Source organism: Pelosinus fermentans DSM 17108 (genome assembly GCF_000271485.2).
Lineage (GTDB): Bacteria > Bacillota > Negativicutes > DSM-13327 > DSM-13327 > Pelosinus > Pelosinus fermentans.
This window is the reverse complement of sequence record NZ_AKVN02000001.1, coordinates 2594699-2612905: the sequence shown is the minus strand read 5'-3', so window position 1 is coordinate 2612905 and position 18207 is coordinate 2594699. Positions and strand designations below refer to the sequence as shown.

Annotated in this window: 18 protein-coding genes; all 18 read left to right on the top strand. The window is 37.2% G+C overall.

The features are described 5' to 3' along the window. The first annotated feature begins 15 nt into the window (after positions 1-15). The 18 genes from cobM to FR7_RS11950 all read left to right on the top strand — a co-directional run bounded on the left by cobM (position 16) and on the right by FR7_RS11950 (position 18171). On the top strand, positions 16-771 hold the full coding sequence (gene cobM, locus FR7_RS12035) for a precorrin-4 C(11)-methyltransferase (RefSeq protein ID WP_007934182.1): 756 nt from the start codon (positions 16-18) through the stop codon (positions 769-771). After that, complete coding sequence (locus FR7_RS12030; RefSeq protein ID WP_007934183.1) at positions 768-1829, top strand: cobalt-precorrin 5A hydrolase; 1062 nt, start codon at positions 768-770, stop codon at positions 1827-1829. Before cobM ends, FR7_RS12030 begins: the two co-directional genes overlap by 4 nt. Positions 1830-1855: 26 nt before the next feature. Further along, positions 1856-2554, top strand: a complete 699-nt coding sequence (cobJ, locus tag FR7_RS12025) for a precorrin-3B C(17)-methyltransferase (protein WP_007934185.1) — start codon at positions 1856-1858, stop codon at positions 2552-2554. Further along, positions 2551-3324, top strand: a complete 774-nt coding sequence (locus FR7_RS12020) for a cobalt-precorrin-6A reductase (RefSeq protein WP_007934187.1) — start codon at positions 2551-2553, stop codon at positions 3322-3324. The genes cobJ and FR7_RS12020 overlap by 4 nt, the downstream gene beginning before the upstream one ends. Continuing rightward, positions 3312-3938: a precorrin-8X methylmutase gene (locus FR7_RS12015; RefSeq protein WP_007934188.1), complete on the top strand. Its 627-nt coding sequence runs from the start codon at positions 3312-3314 to the stop codon at positions 3936-3938. Before FR7_RS12020 ends, FR7_RS12015 begins: the two co-directional genes overlap by 13 nt. A 41-nt stretch (positions 3939-3979) precedes the next feature. Then, a complete protein-coding gene (locus tag FR7_RS12010) occupies positions 3980-5377 on the top strand; it encodes a cobyrinic acid a,c-diamide synthase CobB (protein ID WP_007934189.1) in 1398 nt (465 codons plus the stop codon). A gap of 23 nt (positions 5378-5400) precedes the next feature. Continuing rightward, entirely contained in the window at positions 5401-5982 is a 582-nt protein-coding gene (cobU, locus tag FR7_RS12005; protein WP_007934191.1) for a bifunctional adenosylcobinamide kinase/adenosylcobinamide-phosphate guanylyltransferase, read from the top strand. Beyond that, positions 5975-7495 (top strand): cobyric acid synthase, encoded by a 1521-nt coding sequence (locus tag FR7_RS12000; protein WP_007934193.1) that lies wholly within the window; start codon positions 5975-5977, stop codon positions 7493-7495. The genes cobU and FR7_RS12000 overlap by 8 nt, the downstream gene beginning before the upstream one ends. 1 nt (position 7496) lies before the next feature. Beyond that, positions 7497-8447: an adenosylcobinamide-phosphate synthase CbiB gene (gene cbiB / locus FR7_RS11995; RefSeq protein WP_007934194.1), complete on the top strand. Its 951-nt coding sequence runs from the start codon at positions 7497-7499 to the stop codon at positions 8445-8447. Between the two features lie 65 nt (positions 8448-8512). Then, entirely contained in the window at positions 8513-9259 is a 747-nt protein-coding gene (gene cobS / locus FR7_RS11990) for an adenosylcobinamide-GDP ribazoletransferase (protein WP_007934195.1), read from the top strand. 70 nt (positions 9260-9329) lie between these two features. Next, positions 9330-10226, top strand: coding sequence for a GHMP family kinase ATP-binding protein (locus FR7_RS11985; RefSeq protein WP_007934196.1), 897 nt, complete (start codon positions 9330-9332; stop codon positions 10224-10226). Further along, the gene (gene cobD / locus FR7_RS11980; protein WP_007934197.1) at positions 10204-11301 is read left to right on the top strand and encodes a threonine-phosphate decarboxylase CobD; all 1098 of its coding nucleotides are present in this window, start codon (positions 10204-10206) and stop codon (positions 11299-11301) included. Before FR7_RS11985 ends, cobD begins: the two co-directional genes overlap by 23 nt. Continuing rightward, positions 11301-11921, top strand: a complete 621-nt coding sequence (locus FR7_RS11975; protein WP_007934201.1) for a histidine phosphatase family protein — start codon at positions 11301-11303, stop codon at positions 11919-11921. Before cobD ends, FR7_RS11975 begins: the two co-directional genes overlap by 1 nt. A 230-nt stretch (positions 11922-12151) precedes the next feature. Beyond that, the gene (locus FR7_RS11970) at positions 12152-15817 is read left to right on the top strand and encodes a PolC-type DNA polymerase III (protein ID WP_007934203.1); all 3666 of its coding nucleotides are present in this window, start codon (positions 12152-12154) and stop codon (positions 15815-15817) included. Between the two features lie 248 nt (positions 15818-16065). Further along, complete coding sequence (locus tag FR7_RS11965; RefSeq protein ID WP_007934205.1) at positions 16066-16524, top strand: ribosome maturation factor RimP; 459 nt, start codon at positions 16066-16068, stop codon at positions 16522-16524. Positions 16525-16552: 28 nt separating this feature from the next. Continuing rightward, entirely contained in the window at positions 16553-17590 is a 1038-nt protein-coding gene (gene nusA, locus FR7_RS11960; RefSeq protein ID WP_007934207.1) for a transcription termination factor NusA, read from the top strand. Positions 17591-17599: 9 nt separating this feature from the next. Continuing rightward, entirely contained in the window at positions 17600-17866 is a 267-nt protein-coding gene (gene rnpM, locus FR7_RS11955; RefSeq protein ID WP_007934208.1) for an RNase P modulator RnpM, read from the top strand. Then, positions 17863-18171, top strand: a complete 309-nt coding sequence (locus FR7_RS11950) for a L7Ae/L30e/S12e/Gadd45 family ribosomal protein (RefSeq protein WP_007934211.1) — start codon at positions 17863-17865, stop codon at positions 18169-18171. The genes rnpM and FR7_RS11950 overlap by 4 nt, the downstream gene beginning before the upstream one ends. Positions 18172-18207: the final 36 nt, after the last annotated feature.

Genomic DNA, 18207 nt, shown 5'->3' with positions numbered 1-18207 from the left:
TCAGGAGGTTCATTCATGCATGTATCATTTGTAGGAGCAGGTCCAGGGGACCCTGAGCTTATTACTGTAAAAGGACAACGTTTATTAGGTGAGGCAGATGTTATTATTTATGCGGGTTCGTTAGTAAACCCAGCCTTGCTGTCGCTAGCAAAGCAGGGAGCCTCTATTTATAATAGTGCCTCTATGACTTTGGATCAGGTTATAGAAGTTATGGAGAAGGCCACAGAACGTGGCCAGAAAACGGTTCGATTACATACTGGAGATCCAAGTATTTATGGGGCTATTCAAGAACAAATGGATGCCCTGGATAAGAAGAATATTTCTTATGAAGTGATACCTGGCGTCAGTTCTTTCTTGGCAACTGCCGCAGCTTTACAACGTGAATATACGTTACCTGATGTATCGCAAACGGTTATCATTACACGTCTTGAGGGCCGTACACCAGTGCCTGAAAAAGAAAAACTGGCTTTATTGGCCAGTCATAATGCTACTATGTGTATCTTTTTGAGTGTACATATGATAGACAGCGTTATGAAAGAATTAATAGATGGTGGTTATCAGCAAGATACTCCAGTAGCGATCGTACAAAAAGCATCGTGGCCTGATCAAAAAATCTTTAGAGGTACAGTTTCTACAATTGGGAAAATTGTCACTGATGCAAAGATTGATCGCACTGCGATGATTGTTGTAGGGCGCTGTTTAGACAGTCAATATGCACTTTCTAGATTGTATGCCCCCGAATTTGGGCATATGTACCGAGATGCAAAATGAAGTTAGCAATCATTTCCGTAACAAACCAGGGCGCATTACTGGGTGATGCATTAGCAGAAAAGCTGGCTAAACTGGGAAAAAAAGCGGATGTTTTTGCTAAAACAGGACGCAATCCAATAAAATCAATATCTTATGATTCATTAAGCAAGCTAATCGGTGATATATTTTCTAAATATAATGGATTTTTGTTTATAATGGCAGCAGGTATTGTAGTGAGAGTGATCGCTCCCCATATCTCTGATAAACGTGTTGACCCAGCTATTGTGGTAATGGGGGATAATGGAAAACATATAATTAGTCTATTGTCAGGACATATTGGTGGAGCTAACGAACTGGCACACTTAATTGCAGAAATTTCAGATGCTGAGCCTGTCATTACTACAGCTACCGATCTTGCACAAAAACCAGCAGCAGATATGTTAGCCATAAAACTGAATTTAAAGATAGAACCATTTACCCAATTAAAAACAATTAATTCTGCTATTGTCAATAATGATACTGTCAAATTTTTCTTAGATAAAACTTTGATCAATCAAAATCGATATGATCAAGAAGCAGCAAAACAAGGTGTTATTTTTAAAGATTTATCTCAATTACCTAATGAAAAATATGATGCCGCTGTTATTATTACGGATCAATCATTGCCCATCAACAAGAATCAATTATATTTACGTCCCTTGACTCTTGCAGTTGGTATAGGTTGCAGGCGCAATACTAGCAAGGAAGAAATCTTAGCAGCAATGAAAGATGCTTGTACACAAATTGGACGTAGTATAAACAGCATTTCAATTATTGGCAGTACGATTGTAAAACAGGATGAAGAAGGATTACTATCAGCCATACAACAGTTGAATGTACCTAGTATTTTCTTCGTTAACGAGCAATTGCAGGAGTGTATTGAAACATATCAATTAGAAGAATCAAATTTTGTTAAAAAAGAGATAGGAGTGGGAAATGTATGTGCAGCAGCAGCAATCTTAGCGGGACAGTCGAACAAACTTCTTCTTCCAAAGACCAAGTACAAGAATGTAACGGTGGCCATTGCCCCGGTCAAATAGCAGTAGTTGGAATAGGACCAGGCAGTTTGCTTGACATGAGTCCTAGAGCCAGAGAAAGTATTGAAAATGCGGATGTAATCGTGGGTTACAATACCTATGTTCAATTAGTTTCTGAATTATTAACTGATAAAAAAATTATCGGCACTGGTATGATGCAAGAAATTGAGCGCTGTCAAAGTGCCGTGGATCAAGCCTTAGCAGGAAAAAAGGTTGCCGTTATTTCTAGCGGCGACCCAGGTGTGTATGGCATGGCAGGTCTGGTTTTAGAGTTAGCCATGAAATACGAAGCAGCTATTCGCCCAGAAGTCATTATCATACCAGGAATAAGTGCCGTGGGAGCTTCTGCTGCCGTATTAGGAGCACCTCTCATGCATGATTTTGCTGTAATTAGCTTAAGTGATCTATTAACACCTTGGGACGTTATTAGAAAGCGGGTAGAAATGGCAGCAGCAGGAGATTTTGTTATTGCCTTATATAATCCAAAAAGTAAACGTCGTACCAGCCAAATTAGAGAAGTGCGAGAAATTGTACTAAAACATCGAACGGCAGCCACTCCTGTAGGAATTGTCCATCATGCCACTAGGGAAGGCGAAAATATGGTCATATCGAATCTTAACGACTTTACCCAAGAATTCATTGATATGTTCTCTTTGGTAATTATCGGCAATAGTCAAACCTATGTACAAGAAAATCGTATGATTACACCTCGTGGATACAAGTTATGATTTTAGTTCTTGGAGGAACAAAAGATGGACGAGATCTGGCAGCCTTATTAACCGAAAAAGGCTATCCAGTCGTAGTATCAGTTTTTAGTGATTATGGTCGTGATTTGATACAACTGGATAAAGAATTAGTGCATACTGGTCCTCTAGATACAGATGGATTTATTTCTTTCATCGGCATTAATCATATTCATTTAATTGTAGATGCTAGCCACCCGTATGCTATTAATGTTTCTCAAAATGCAATGAAAGCCTGTCAATCTACTGGCATATCCTATGTTAGATATGAACGCCCTAAAGCCCCTTTGCCAGCATATCATGGCTTACATGTTGTTCATGATTATGATGAAGCTGCAAAAATGGCATCCGCCTTAGGCAAGGTTGTCTTTCTCACCACTGGCAGTCGTCATCTCAAACTCTTTAAAAACACAAGCTGCCTGCAAAATCACAGGTTAATTGCCCGTGTATTACCCGAACCAAGCGTATTAACAGAGTGCCTATCTTTAGGCTTTAAGCCTAAGGATATCGTAGCAATGCAAGGGCCTTTTTCTCATAATCTGAATATCGCATTATTTCAAGAATATAACACCGAGGTAATTATAACAAAAAATAGTGGACAAATTGGCGGTAGCGATACTAAAATTACCGCTGCCATGTCACTAAATCTGCCTTTAGTAATGATCGATAGACCGGTTATTCCATATCATAATGTAGTATATGATATGGAGGATGTAATAAAGTTTATTAGGGAGGTACATAAATGCACTATATAACAGAACCTATGGCTATAGAAGAGCGCAGTATGGAAATCATTGCTCCTTATTTGGCTGAACTAAATTTGACACCGGAAGAAGTAAAGGTTTTCTCACGGATCATTCACGCAGCGGGTGACCCAGAATATTCGAAAATTATTGAAATTCATAAAGATGCTATTCGGGCCGGATGTGCTGCATTGGAGAGTGGATGCGATATTTTCTGTGATGTGGAAATGGTGCGTACTGGCATAAATAAGCGTCGTTTGGCAGACAATGGCGGAACTGTCCATTGTTTAATTGGGGATGAAAAGGTCGCGTCTACAGCAAAAGAGCTTGGTATAACCCGCTCAATGGTAGCTATGCGTACGTTCGGTGAACGTTTGCACGGCTCGATTGTAGCTATCGGCAATGCACCAACTGCTTTATTTGAAGTACTTAATTTGATGAAGGAAACAACAATCAGGCCTGCCCTTATTATTGGTGTTCCTGTAGGCTTTGTTGGTGCCAGTGAATCCAAGGACTTTTTAGCTGAAACGTCACCTGTTCCATATATTACAGTCAGGGGTAATAAAGGTGGTAGTCCAATCGCTGCTGCAGTCACAAATGCTCTATTGTATATGCATAGAAGATAAAGCGTTGATGAGATACAATGTACTAAGGAGGGAGGAGAACTATGTCCCACTTTAAGATCCCACGTATCATTATCGCGGGCACAAACAGTGGTGTGGGGAAAACCACGATTGTTACAGGAATTTTAGCAGCTTTAAAGCAAAAAGGTCTTACCGTTCAATCTTATAAAGTAGGACCTGACTATATTGATCCAGGATATCATCAATTAGCAAGTGGAAAAGTCGCACATAATTTAGATACTTGGTTAATCCCGGCCGATAAGTTAGTACCTATTTTTGCTAAAACAGCTCTTGATAATGATATCGTTATTATTGAAGGAGTAATGGGGTTATATGATGGAGGCCGTACAGGTATAAGCAGCACAGCTGCTATAGCAAAGCTGCTCGATGCTCCCGTCATTTTAGTGATTGATGCAAAGTCTATCGGTGAAAGCGCTGCAGCCATTGCACTAGGGTTTAAAATGTATGACCAAGAGGTCAATTTGGCAGGAGTCATCATTAATCGATTGGGATCAAAAAATCATCAGAATATGATCTGTGAAGCCTTAGAAAAAATAAAAATTCCTGTATTAGGTAGTATTTATCGTAATGAAGCCTTACATATGCCAGAACGACATTTAGGTTTAACTCCAGTTACGGAACATAACGCTCATGGTATGATGAGTCAATTGCAAGAACAAATTTCTGCTCAAGTTGATCTTGAAGAGCTTTTAAAAATCGCATATCAATCTTCAACCTTAAATACAAAATCAGAAAAGACAAATGATTTTCATCACTCGCCACTACATATACGTATCGGTGTCGCACAAGATGAAGCTTTTTCCTTTTACTATCCAGAAAGTCTTGATGTTCTTAAAGCTTTGGGGGCAGAAATCATCCCCTTTAGTCCGATCAAAGATAGTACACTTCCTCCAGTTGATGGTTTGATATTTGGCGGTGGATTTCCCGAAATGTTTGTCAATGAATTAACTAACAATACAAGCATGCATGAATCCATTCGGCAAGCCTGCCGGGAAGGTATGCCCCTTTATGCTGAATGTGGCGGTTTTATGTATTTGACCAAAAAGATTATTGATTTTAATGGACAAGAATATGATATGGTGGGAGTAATACCAGCCAAATGCAATATGCAATCTAAATTGCAAACGGTGGGTTATGTAGAGGCAACTGCGTTGACTGATAGTGTTTTATGTGCTGCAGGAGATGTCTTACGAGGTCATGAGTTTCATTTTTCACAGATGACTCATGACGACGACGATATTCAGGAACCATTTCCCTGGGCTTTTGAGTTTAAGAAAACACGTACAGGAGCAGTTTATTCTGGTGGTTATGCTCATAAAAATATAGTTGCCTCTTATCTGCATATGCATTTTGCTGGCAATGAGCAGAATGCCTTGCGTTTTCTTACTAAATGTATGGAGTTTAAACAAGAAAGAAAATAAAGATCCTTGGGAGATTGATATAAATGCAAGGAAAAATTGTACTTATTACAGGCGGTACCAGAAGTGGGAAAAGTGTTTTTGCTGAGCAATATGCCGCTGCACAATCCGATCAAGTAGCGTATATTGCTACTGCTCATATTTATGATCAAGAAATGCAAAGCCGCGTAAATCTGCACCGTAAACGTCGGCCAGATACGTGGCAAACATTTGAAGCACCATATCATGCTGACCAAATATTCCTGGAGGCCGCTAAAAAAGCGGATGTTATCTTATTCGACTGCTTGACATTATACACGAGTAATTTGTTATTGTCAGATAGTACACCTGCCAAGCGAGAAGAAAGATATCAATACATCATGGAAGAAATCGATAAATTATTGTATTCTTCTCGTAAAAGTCAAGCTACAGTAATATTTGTTACAAATGAAGTAGGTATGGGTATTGTGCCAGAAAATGCGCTGGCTCGTGAATATCGTGATATCGCAGGTATGGTTAATCAAAAAATAGCTGCCGAATCTGATGAAGTATACTTGGTCATTTGTGGTTTGCCTGTCGAATTAAAGAAAATAGCTCTGCAGATTTCTAAGGAGGTACATCATGGCTAAAACCATTATGCTACAAGGAACAAGCTCACATGTGGGAAAAAGCATAATAACAACCGCTTTATGCCGCATCTTCTTACAAGATGGACAAAGGGTAGTACCTTTTAAGGCACAAAATATGGCTTTAAATTCATATGTAACTAAAACAGGTGGCGAAATGGGCCGAGCTCAAGTTGCCCAAGCAGAAGCTGCTGGTTTGGAACCTGTAGTAGAAATGAATCCAGTCTTATTAAAACCAACAGGTAATTCTTGTTCACAGGTTGTTTTAATGGGTAAACCCATCGGTAATATGACAGCTAAAGAATATCATACTGGTTACAGTCTCAAAGCATTAGGTGTTATTAAAGAGTGTTTGGATCATTTAGGTTCTGAATTTGATGTCATCGTGATTGAAGGAGCTGGCAGCCCAGCTGAAGTAAATCTCAAGGCAAATGATATTGTGAATATGCGTATTGCGAAAATGCTGACAGCACCCGTTTTATTAATCGCCGACATTGATCGCGGAGGCGCTTTGGCATCTGTTGTTGGTACCTTGGAATTATTAGATCCTGATGAACGTGATTTAGTTAAGGGAATTATTATTAATAAATTTCGTGGCGATATCGATCTATTAAAGCCGGCTTTAGAATTTTTAGAAGAAAAAACAGGTAAACCTGTAGTAGGTGTAGTGCCACATCTTGATCAATTAGGCATTGACGATGAAGATTCAGTTTCTCTTGATGATAAACAAATAATGAGCGTCCGTGAACTTGAGATCGTAGTCATTAGAACACCTAAAATATCTAACTTTACAGATTTTGCGGCCTTTGCCAGTGAAATAGATGTCAATGTCCGTTATATTAAACAAGGCGAGTCCATTGGCAAACCTGATCTTATACTGTTACCAGGAAGTAAAAATACGATTGAAGATTTATTATATATACGCCAACAAGGATATGAAGAACAAATCTTAGAATTAGTAAACTCAGGTACTCCGCTTATTGGTATTTGCGGTGGATATCAAATGTTAGGGAAAAAAATAGCAGACCCTGAACATACAGAGTCGAATTTAGATAGTATTGCAGGTATCGGACTGTTAGATATTGCCACAACATTTACACCTAGTAAAGTGACTCATCAAGTAACTGCTATCTGTAATAATAATGGTTTCTTAGGCGTAAAATTTAGCTGTGATGATTTGACAGGATACGAAATTCATATGGGACGTACTGAGTTTTTGGATAATCTCCAACACGCTTTTACGATCACTAGTCGATCAGATCAGCCACTAACATCTGTTGATGGGGTGGTACGTTCGGATGGCTTAGTCATGGGAACTTATATCCATGGTATTTTTGATAATGATGAATATCGCCGTAACCTACTGAATTCCTTAAGAATACGTAAAGGTTTAGCTCCTATTGAATCAGTGAATGACACTCACACCCGAAAAGAAAATAGTTATAATCGTTTAGCAGACACAGTGAGGAATAGTCTTAATATGGAATTAATTTATACACTTCTGGGTTCAGAATAAAATGGAGCAATATCTGCCACTAGTTGCCATATTAATTGATACATTCCTTGGCGACCCTCGATCCTCTCTGCATCCTGTAGTAATGATTGGTAATTGTATTGCTTTTTTTGAAAAAAAGCTATTAAATCCTCGATATTCTCATAGATTTAAAAAAATAACTGGTATGCTGCTTGTAATCTTAGTTTTAGGGATAACTTATAGTGTTACTTGGTGGATATTAAAACTCTTATCTCAAATTCATCCCTGGGCCGAATTTCTTGGAGGAGCTCTTTTGTTGAGCCTTACAATTTCACCTAACAGTTTAGCTAAGGCAGGAAATGAAATTTACTATTACTTAGTATTTGGTGATTTAAAACAAGCTCGATTTAAGGTAGGCTGGATTGTGGGACGAGATACAGATAAACTTACTGTTCCAGAAATTACAAGGGCAACAGTAGAAACCATCGCAGAAAATATTGTTGATGGTGTTATTTCCCCCCTCTTTTATTTTATAGTTGGTGGAGTTCCATTAGCGTTTTTATATCGAGCAGTAAATACTCTGGACTCTATGGTGGGGTACAAGAACGATAAATATAAGGATTTCGGCATGTGCGCAGCTCGTGTTGATGATCTCTTTAATTATATTCCAGCGCGTTTAACAGCGCTCTTCATCCTGCTAGCTACAATTGTGCTGCGCTTTAACTTTATCGGAGCAAGTAAGACAATTTGGAAGGATGCAGCAAAACATCCCAGTCCTAATAGTGGACTATCAGAAGCAGCTGTCGCTGGCGCGCTAGGCATCCGCTTAGGTGGTTTAAATTATTATGGGGGAATCGCTTCACAACGTGCTTACATGGGAGAAGGAAAAACTCCTTTAATTCCAATTCATATCAAACAGACAATTCATATCATGTACATAACAACGGCTTTTTTTATTGCGAGTTTATTCATCTATTCTAAGCTGATGGTATAATATTTTTTAAGCAGTGCTAAAATTGACAATGTTGGAGGATAGCGTACTTACGCTATAGAATAAAAATGAATAATTTTATAACAGGATTACAGTTTTTAACGCGAATTCAAATTGCTAAACAATCAGAGTGGTCACCTGAAAGCTTTGGCCGAAGTGTCAAATATTTCCCTTTAATAGGTGCTATCCTTGGGATTATTCTCGTGCTAGTTTATCATGTATTGGCTGAGTTCCTCCCTTATATTGGGATGTATCTACCACCCCATATATTAGCAATTTTTTTGATCATTTCTAATGTTTTACTTACTGGTGGTCTAACTTGTGATGGTTTCATGGATACTATGGATGGCATTTTTTCCGGTCGATCGAAAGACCGAATGTTAGAAATAATGAAAGACAGCAGAATTGGAGCTAATGGTGTGATGTCTTTTGTATTGCTTGCCATACTAAAGTGGTCGCTCATTATGGACATTCCTCCCCAAGGGCTTCCTACAGCTTTGTTTATGATGCCATTAGTAGGTCGATTTGCAATGGTCATTGGAATTACTGTATTTCCCTATGCCCGCCCTGATGGCATCGGTAAAGCTTTTGCTCAATATGCAGGTAAATACACTTTATGCATTGCCACCGTACTCACCTTATTATTTATAATACCTTTGGGTAAGCAGGCTATTGTGAGTCTATTTGCTGTGATTGTTGTTACTCTACTATTTTCTAATTATGTAAAAAAACTAATCGGGGGTTTGACTGGTGATATTTATGGTGCAATTACTGAAATAACCGAAATAGTTTTACTCCTTGTATTTTTGTACTAATTAGTAGATATTGTATATCGTCAAATGTAATATGCATCTAAAAATAATAACTTCATTGGAGAACAATTGTATGAGGGTAACAGTCAAAGCTCCTGGGTCTTGTGGTGAATTAGCACAAGGTACAATTGCTGGAAAAAACTTTTTGATTACTTGTCCCATTGATCTATATTCTGAAGTGACAGTAAAACCATGTAAGGATACGGCATCATTGAATGTTGGCAATAAGATTATGTCCGCTATCGAGAAAACACTCCATTATTTAAAAATTACGGATAATTTTTATGTCAATCTAAGATCAGAATTACCAATTGGTAAAGGAATGGCTTCCAGCAGTGCAGATATTAGTGCCACTTGCCAAAGTATTGCTTTAAGCAGCGGAAAGATTTTATCACCTGATGAAATAGCTGATATTGCTTTATCGATAGAACCTACCGATGGTATATTCTATCCAGGTATTGTATTATTTGATCATATACAAGGACAGATTCGTCAGTGCTTAGGAAATGCAATTCCAATGTATATTGCAATTCTTGATGTTGGAGGAGAAATAGATACCCTTTACTTTAATCAACGCAATGACTTAGAAAAATTAAACCAAGCTAAGGAGTTGCAAGTACAAGAAGCTATGAATTTAATCGTTAAAGGACTTACTACAAATGATCTCTCTCTTCTTGGTGAAGGAGCTACTCTTAGTGCACTAGCAAATCAGAAAATATTGTTTAAACCCTATTTAGAAGAAATGATCAGCATTAGTTTATCCTGGGGAGCAGTAGGAGTAAATATTGCTCACAGCGGTACTGTGGTTGGAATCCTATTTCCGCCAAATCAACTGCATCATTGTTCGCCTTGTATCGAAGAAATCAATAGGCATTGTGATAGTGTTAAATTTTTGCGTATTGTAAAATTTATTTCTGGTGGATTAAAGAAACAAGAAGGTGATAGTAATGAGTGGACTCAATGTTTTTGAACATGGCGGTAATTTGTATGCTAAAATGCGAGAGACAGGCGGCGGTTTATCTGAAATATTAGATTTTAGTGCTAATATTAATCCTCTAGGTATTTCAGATAAAATTCGACAAACATTACATGAGTCTCTAGAATCCATTATCCATTATCCTGATGCACAAGGTTATGCTTTAAAGAATGCAATCAGCCAACATTATCAAGTAGACTCTGCATCAATAACAATAGGTAATGGAGCGGTAGAGCTGATGTACATTTTATGTCATATGCTAGCCCCCAAACGAGTATTGGTGACGGCACCAACGTTTAGTGAATACGAATGTGCAGCAAGGGCTAGTGGAGCAAATATCGAATATTTTTATCTTGATGAGCGAGATAATTTTGAGATTGATATAGAAAAACTAACTAAACGACTCACTGATATCGATGTGATATTCATTTGCAATCCTAATAATCCAACTGGTACCTTATTGACAAATAAACAGCTAGAAAAGCTATTAGAAGTCGCTAGAATACAGAATACTTATGTAGTCATTGATGAATCATTTATCGACTTTTTACCTAATGCAGTTACGTACACTTGCCGTCATTTATTAACGCAATATGAAAACCTTATCATTTTGCATTCACTTACCAAGTTTTACGCCATACCAGGGCTACGACTTGGTTTTAGTCTAGCCAGTCCTAGAATTACCATGATGTTACACGCAGGAAAAGATCCTTGGAATGTTAATACTTTAGCGCAAAATGCTGGTGTTGTGGCATTGTCTGATAATGATTATCAACGTATAAGCCAAGACTATGTTGCAGAAGCAAAAATAGAGTTATATAATAACTTATTAGCAATAAAAAAATTAAAACCATACTTACCATCTGTAAATTTCATTTTAATAAATATTAAAGAGACAGCTATGACAGCAAAGCAATTACGAAACACTATGGAAAAGCATAATATTTTAATTCGTGATTGTAGTAATTACCCAGGCTTATCTTCAGAATATATTCGGGTAGCTGTAAAACAAAAGAAACAAAATTATATTTTAGTCGATACATTAAAAAGATTGTTAGGAGGAATTTAATGACAAAAGTGATTTTAGTCCGTCATGGACAAACACAGTGGAACTTAGAAATGAAATATCAAGGGCATTGTGATGTAGCTTTAACTGAAGAAGGCATACGACAAGCTAATCTGGCAGCAAATAGTCTGGCAGAAGAATCACTTTCTGCTGTATATGCCAGTGATTTATGCCGTGCCTTTGCGACAGCCGAATGTATTGCTAAAAAGCATCAGCTGCAGGTTAAAACTATACCTGAATTTAGGGAAATTAATTTTGGTAAATGGGAAGGTCTTACCTACGCTGCTATCAATGATCAGTGGTCAGATCTGATGGCTAAGCTTCTTACTCATCCTGATGAAATTGAAATCCCAGAAGGTGAAACCTTTAGAGCAGTAAAAGAAAGATCTACCATTGCCTTAACAAAATTGGTGGAAAAACACCCAGACCAAACAATTGTTGTTGTTTCTCATGGAGGAACCATACGTACTATTTTATGTGCAGTGCTTAATATCCATTTGAACTATCTATGGAATATAAAGCAAGATAATACTGCTATTAATATTCTTGAGTATTATGACAATCAAGTATTGGTTTCACTGGTAAATGGTACGCATCATTTAAAGGTTGGTTCAATAGAATAGCAATGTTATTTTAACTTATGCCCCTTGCATAGTAGGGAAAGTATACCTAAAAAGAATTGAGATCTCTTTTGGGGTATACTTTCTGTTGATATATATACTAAGTAGGTCTTCAATTACACTCTCTATTTTATAAAAACTATGTTAAAATATAAAAATGATATAGTATCAAAATTCTCTTATCCCTTATTATATTTCTAAAGAGTGTTTGATCACGAAAGAGGTTTGTGACAATGTATAGTTATTGTATTATACCTGATAATCCTGAGAAATTCTTGTCTTTCCTTTCACAATTACCAATAAAAAGCGAAGATAAAGAGCTAATTAAATATTGCAAAATTACCAAGGTTGAGGTTCATACTGCGCTAAGTACTTGGGATATATTCATAACTGTACCAAAAGAATTATCCACAAACATGTTGATGGTAGCGGAAGAAAAGTTCTGCACTGATTGCGGTTTAAAAAAAGTAAATTTTATTCAAAGTATTAAAGTATTAGAAGATTATTTAGCACATAATTGGTTAGATTTCGTTGCTAAAATCTCTAATAATGTACATTCTATTAAACATTTACTTACAAACGCCACGTGGAACTTTGATGGTCAAACCCTAACGATTGAAGCCATCGGTGAATTAGCTGCTGAAATCTTTTCCACTCATGGAACCATACAAAATATGCAGTCCTTTATATTGGCTGAGTTTAATCGAAACTGCACTGTCAAATGTATCACTACAGCTACTACTAGAGTCACTCGCCATGAAGACTTATTAACTCCTGAATATTTAGAAGCATTAACAGAACATAAATCCCCTAGTGAGGCCAAGGCAGACAATCCCATTATTTTTGGGAGAAATATTAAAGCTGACTCGGTACCTATGAGCAGTATTCAAGATGAAGCACGTAATATTGTAGTAGAGGGTCAACTTGTAAATTTTGAGTTGCGAGAATTACGTTCAGGACGACAGCTCTTAACTTTTGATATGGGGGATTTAACGGATGGTCTTAGTGGCAAAGTATTCTTTGAAGATAAAGACAAAGAACAGTTTGCTAAAGTATCAGCAATTTTGAAAAAAGGGATGACAGTAAAAGCGAAAGGTACTGTTCAATTTGATAAATACAGCAATGAACTAGTTCTCTATGCTGACAGTATGTGCAAGGTTAATACCGTCACGCGCATGGATAATGCTCCAACAACACGAATTGAATTACATGCTCATACACGCATGAGTAATATGGATGCTGTGGTATCAGCCAAAGATCTTATCAAGACTGCTGCTAACTGGGGGCACTCTGCCGTTGCAATTACTGATCACGGTGTAGTCCAAGCGTTCCCAGAAGCTCATGAAGCCGCCCTCAAAGCAGGCATTAAAGTAATTTACGGTATGGAAGGCTACCTAGTTGACGAAGATCTCAAGAAAGCTCGTCACATTATTATATTAGCCCAAAATAGTATTGGTTTGCGAAATTTATATCGGTTAGTTTCATTATCCCACATAAAATATTTATATAGAACACCTCGTGTTCCTCGCAAAATACTAATGGAGTATCGAGAAGGCTTATTATTAGGATCAGCCTGTGAAGCAGGCGAATTGATTCAAGCTATACTGCGTGGAGAAAATGACGAAGAATTATTTAGAATTGCTGAGTTTTATGATTATTTGGAAATTCAGCCTATCGGCAATAATTCTTTCTTAATCCGAGAAGGGATGGTCGCAAATGAAGAGGGCTTAAGAAAAATCAATCGCAAAGTCTGCGAAATTGGTGTTAAGCTTAATAAACTTGTGGTAGCAACCTGCGATGTACATTTCTTAAACCCCGAAGACGAAGTATATCGACGAATCATGATGGCTGGCAAAGGCTTTAGTGATGCTGATCAACAACCGCCTTTGTATTTTCGTACTACAGAAGAAATGATGAATGAATTTGTATATCTTGGCAATGACAAGGCTTATGAAGTCGTTGTAGAAAATCCACGACGTATTAACGAGCTAATTGAAATAATTAAACCGATTCCTGATGAGCTTTACTCACCACAAATTCCGGGTGCTGAAGATCAAATCCGATCGATGTCCTATCATAAGGCAGAACAATTATATGGCAATCCATTGCCGCCAGTGGTAGCAGAACGATTAAAATATGAATTGGATGCTATTATTAATAATGGTTTTGCTGTTTTATATCTTATTGCTCATAAATTAGTAAAAAAATCATTAGACGATGGCTATCTGGTAGGTTCAAGGGGTTCTGTTGGCTCTTCTTTTGTTGCCACTATGACAGATATAACGGAAGTTAACCCTTTGCCTCCACACTGGAGCTGCCCGAGCTGTAAATATAGTGAATTTGTTACGGATGGCAGCTATGGAGGCGGATTTGACTTGCCTGACAAAATTTGTCCACAATGCAATACTCCTACGGAAAAAAATGGACATGATATTCCATTTGCTGTTTTTATGGGTTTTCATGGTGACAAGGTTCCTGATATTGATTTAAACTTTTCTGGACATTATCAGCCTACTGCTCATAAATATACAGAAGAATTATTTGGCAAGGACAATGTATTTCGTGCAGGAACGATTGCTACTGTTGCAGATAAAACAGCATATGGTTATGTGAAAAATTATTTTAATGATAAAGGAATAACCCCGCGCAATGCTTACATTAATGCTTTGATTAATGGCTGCACTGGAGTGAAGCGAACTACTGGACAACATCCAGGAGGTATTATGGTTGTACCAAGGGATATGGATGTTCATCATTTTACACCCATACAGCATCCTGCTGACGATAAGACTTCTGGAACAATTACCACTCATTTTGATTATCATTCTATTAGTAGCCGTTTAGTTAAGCTTGATATTCTCGGTCATGACGATCCAACAGTTATTCGCATGTTAGAAGATCTAACTGGAATTGATGCCCAAACGATTTCACTGGATGATACCGAAACAATGAGTTTATTTTCCTCAACTACTGCATTAAATTTAACACCTGCGCAGTTGGGGAGCAACGTTGGAACTTTTGGCATCCCCGAATTCGGGACAAAATTTGTACGGCAAATGTTAGAAGACACCAAACCTAAAACATTTAGTGAATTAGTGCGGATCAGTGGTTTTTCCCATGGTACAGATGTATGGCTCAATAATGCTCAAGACTTGATTAAAGCAGGTACAGCCAAATTATCTGAAGCTATTTCAGCCCGTGATGATATTATGATGTACCTTATTCATAAAGGTGTTGATCCTTCTTTGGCCTTCAAGACTATGGAGGGTGTACGCAAGGGAAAAGGCATAAAGCCGGAGGATGTCGCAAAATTGCGTGAGAAAAATGTACCAGAGTGGTATATTGAATCTTGCCAAAAAATTAAATATATGTTTCCAAAAGCCCATGCAGTTGCTTATGTTATGATGGCCTTTCGTATAGCGTATTGCAAAGTTCATCACCCTTTAGCTTTTTATGCTTCTTATTTTACGGTAAGAGGTACTGATTTTGATGCAGAACTTGTGTTACAAGGAGAGGTTATGTTACGAAATAAGTTAAATGAATTTGAATCAAAAGGAAATAATATAACTGTTAAAGAAAAGGGACTTGTTACTATTATTGAAATGGCTTTGGAAATGTATTTGCGTGGTTTTACTTTTCAAAGAGTTGACCTATATAAATCAGATGCAACTAAGTTCTTAGTTGTGGATAATGGACTCTTACCGCCCTTATCCTCTCTACAAGGTTTGGGAGAAAATGCAGCGCATAATATTGCCCTTACACGTGAAGGAATTCCCTTTTCATCTATGGAAGACCTGAGAAATCGAGCACGTCTATCAAAAACAGTAGTGGATATATTAAAAACCCACGGTTGCCTCACTGATTTACCTGAATCGGATCAAATGATGCTTTTCGGATAATGAATAACAACTAATTAATGCGAACCGATTCTAATTTCCTGTTTAAATCAAAATGTTATTGTAAATACCACTATATAATGATATACTAAGTGGTAGTATAAATGTTTTTTTTGCGCTGAAAGAGTGGGTATAATACCCACTCTTTCAGCTTAGTGGTTATTTTAGCCTACCAAATATAGGGTATAAGCTTACATATTTTTAGGCAAGACTAAGATAATAGAAAAATATACTTAGGTAGGAGGTTTTGTATGTCAAAAGAGCATATTGAGAATTTGATAGAGAATATTGTTCAAAATATTGTCGCTAACAGTCCAATTGAATTAGTAGATGTAGAATATATCAAAGAACGCGAGTGGTATCTTCGCATCTTTTTAGATAAAGAAGGCGGTATTGAAATTGAAGACTGTCATTGGGTAAGCGAGCAGCTTGAAGCAAAATTAGAAGAGCTTGACCCCATTAAAGAAAGTTACTATTTAGAAGTTTCTTCGCCAGGACTTGACCGTGCATTAAGAAAAGACAGGGATTTTGTCCGTCACATTGGCGATAAAATTGAAATTACTACATTTGCACCAATTAATGGTCAGAAACGTACCGTAGGTACATTAAACAACTTAAATAATGGTAATATCAGCATTGATATTGATGGTGTTGAAATGATCATTCCACGCAATCAAACTTCACAAGTTAGGTTATTTGTTGATTTTTAATACGCAAAATTGAATAGGAGGAATTTAGGTGAACGCAGAATTTATGCAGGCTTTTGAACAATTAGGCAAGGAAAAGGGGATTGCCCCTGAAGTCTTGTTTGAGGCAATAGAAGCAGCACTTATCTCAGCTTACAAAAGAAACTTTAGCTCAGCTCAAAATGTACGGGTATCATTAGAGCGCACAACAGGTGAAATTCATGTTTACGCCCGTAAAGCAGTTGTTGAGGCAGTAACCGATTCACGTCTGGAAATCGATCTCACTGAGGCAAGATTATTAGATATACGCTATGATTTAGAAGATATTGTCGAGGTCGAAGTTACACCGAAAAACTTTGGCCGAATTGCAGCTCAAACAGCCAAGCAGGTAGTAGTACAACGTATTCGGGAAGCGGAACGTGGTATTATTTATGATGAATTTTCAAATAGAGAAAGCGATATTCTAACCGGTATTGTTCAACGTATTGAACAAAAAAATGTTTTTATTGATCTTGGTAAAGCAGAAGCCATTTTAGCTCCTTCTGAACAAATTGCCGGGGAAGTCTATAAACATGGTGATCGATTAAAAACGTACATAATTGAAGTGAAGAAAACAACGAAAGGACCTCAAATATTAGTATCACGAACACATCCAGGATTATTAAAACGATTATTTGAATTAGAGGTTCCAGAAATTCATGATGGAATTGTTGAAATTAAGTCTGTGGCTAGAGAACCAGGCTTACGTTCGAAATTCGCAGTATATTCACGTGATGAAAATGTTGATCCGGTAGGCGCCTGTGTTGGTCATAAAGGCATGCGTGTACAATCAATCGTTAATGAACTGAAAGGTGAAAAGGTTGATATTGTAAAATGGAATACTGACCCTGCTAAATATATCGCTAATGCATTAAGTCCAGCTAAGGTAGTCAGTGTAGAAATTAATGAAGTTGAGAAAATATCGAGAGTGGTAGTGCCTGATTATCAATTATCGTTAGCAATTGGTAAAGAAGGGCAAAATGCTCGTCTAGCTGCCAAACTTACTGGTTGGAAAATTGATATTAAAAGCGAATCTCAAGTTGGTTCTTAGGAGGATTTTATGGTTATACAGAAAAAAACTCCTCAACGTATGTGTGTTGGTTGTCAAGAAATGAAAAATAAAAAAGAGTTATTGCGAATTGTCCGCACTCCTGACGATGATGTTATTTTAGATCCAACCGGTAAAAAATCAGGAAGAGGTGCATATCTTTGCTGCAATGAACAATGCTTGGCTAAAGCATTTAAAGAAAAAAGATTAGAACGAGCATTAAAAAGAGTAATTAATCCTGAAATATATGAACAATTACGATCTGGGATTATAACATGACCAAAGAAGAAAAGGTAATTTCATTACTCGGTTTAGCACAAAAAGCAGGGGAAATTTCATCAGGAGAATTATCTGTTGAAAAGGCAGTAAAATCGGGTAAAGCTAAACTTCTTATCGTTGCCATAGACTGCTCGGATGCTACAAAAAAAAGTTATAATGATATGGCTGCCTATTACAAAGTTGATCTTTATGAAATATTTTCAAAAGAGCAATTAGGACAATGTATCGGAAAAGTATATCGTGCTGCATTAGCAATAACAGATACTGGATTTACAAATGCAGTTAAGAAATTACTCAATAGTTAAGTATTACAACTCACTATTGAAAAAGAAAATGGGGGT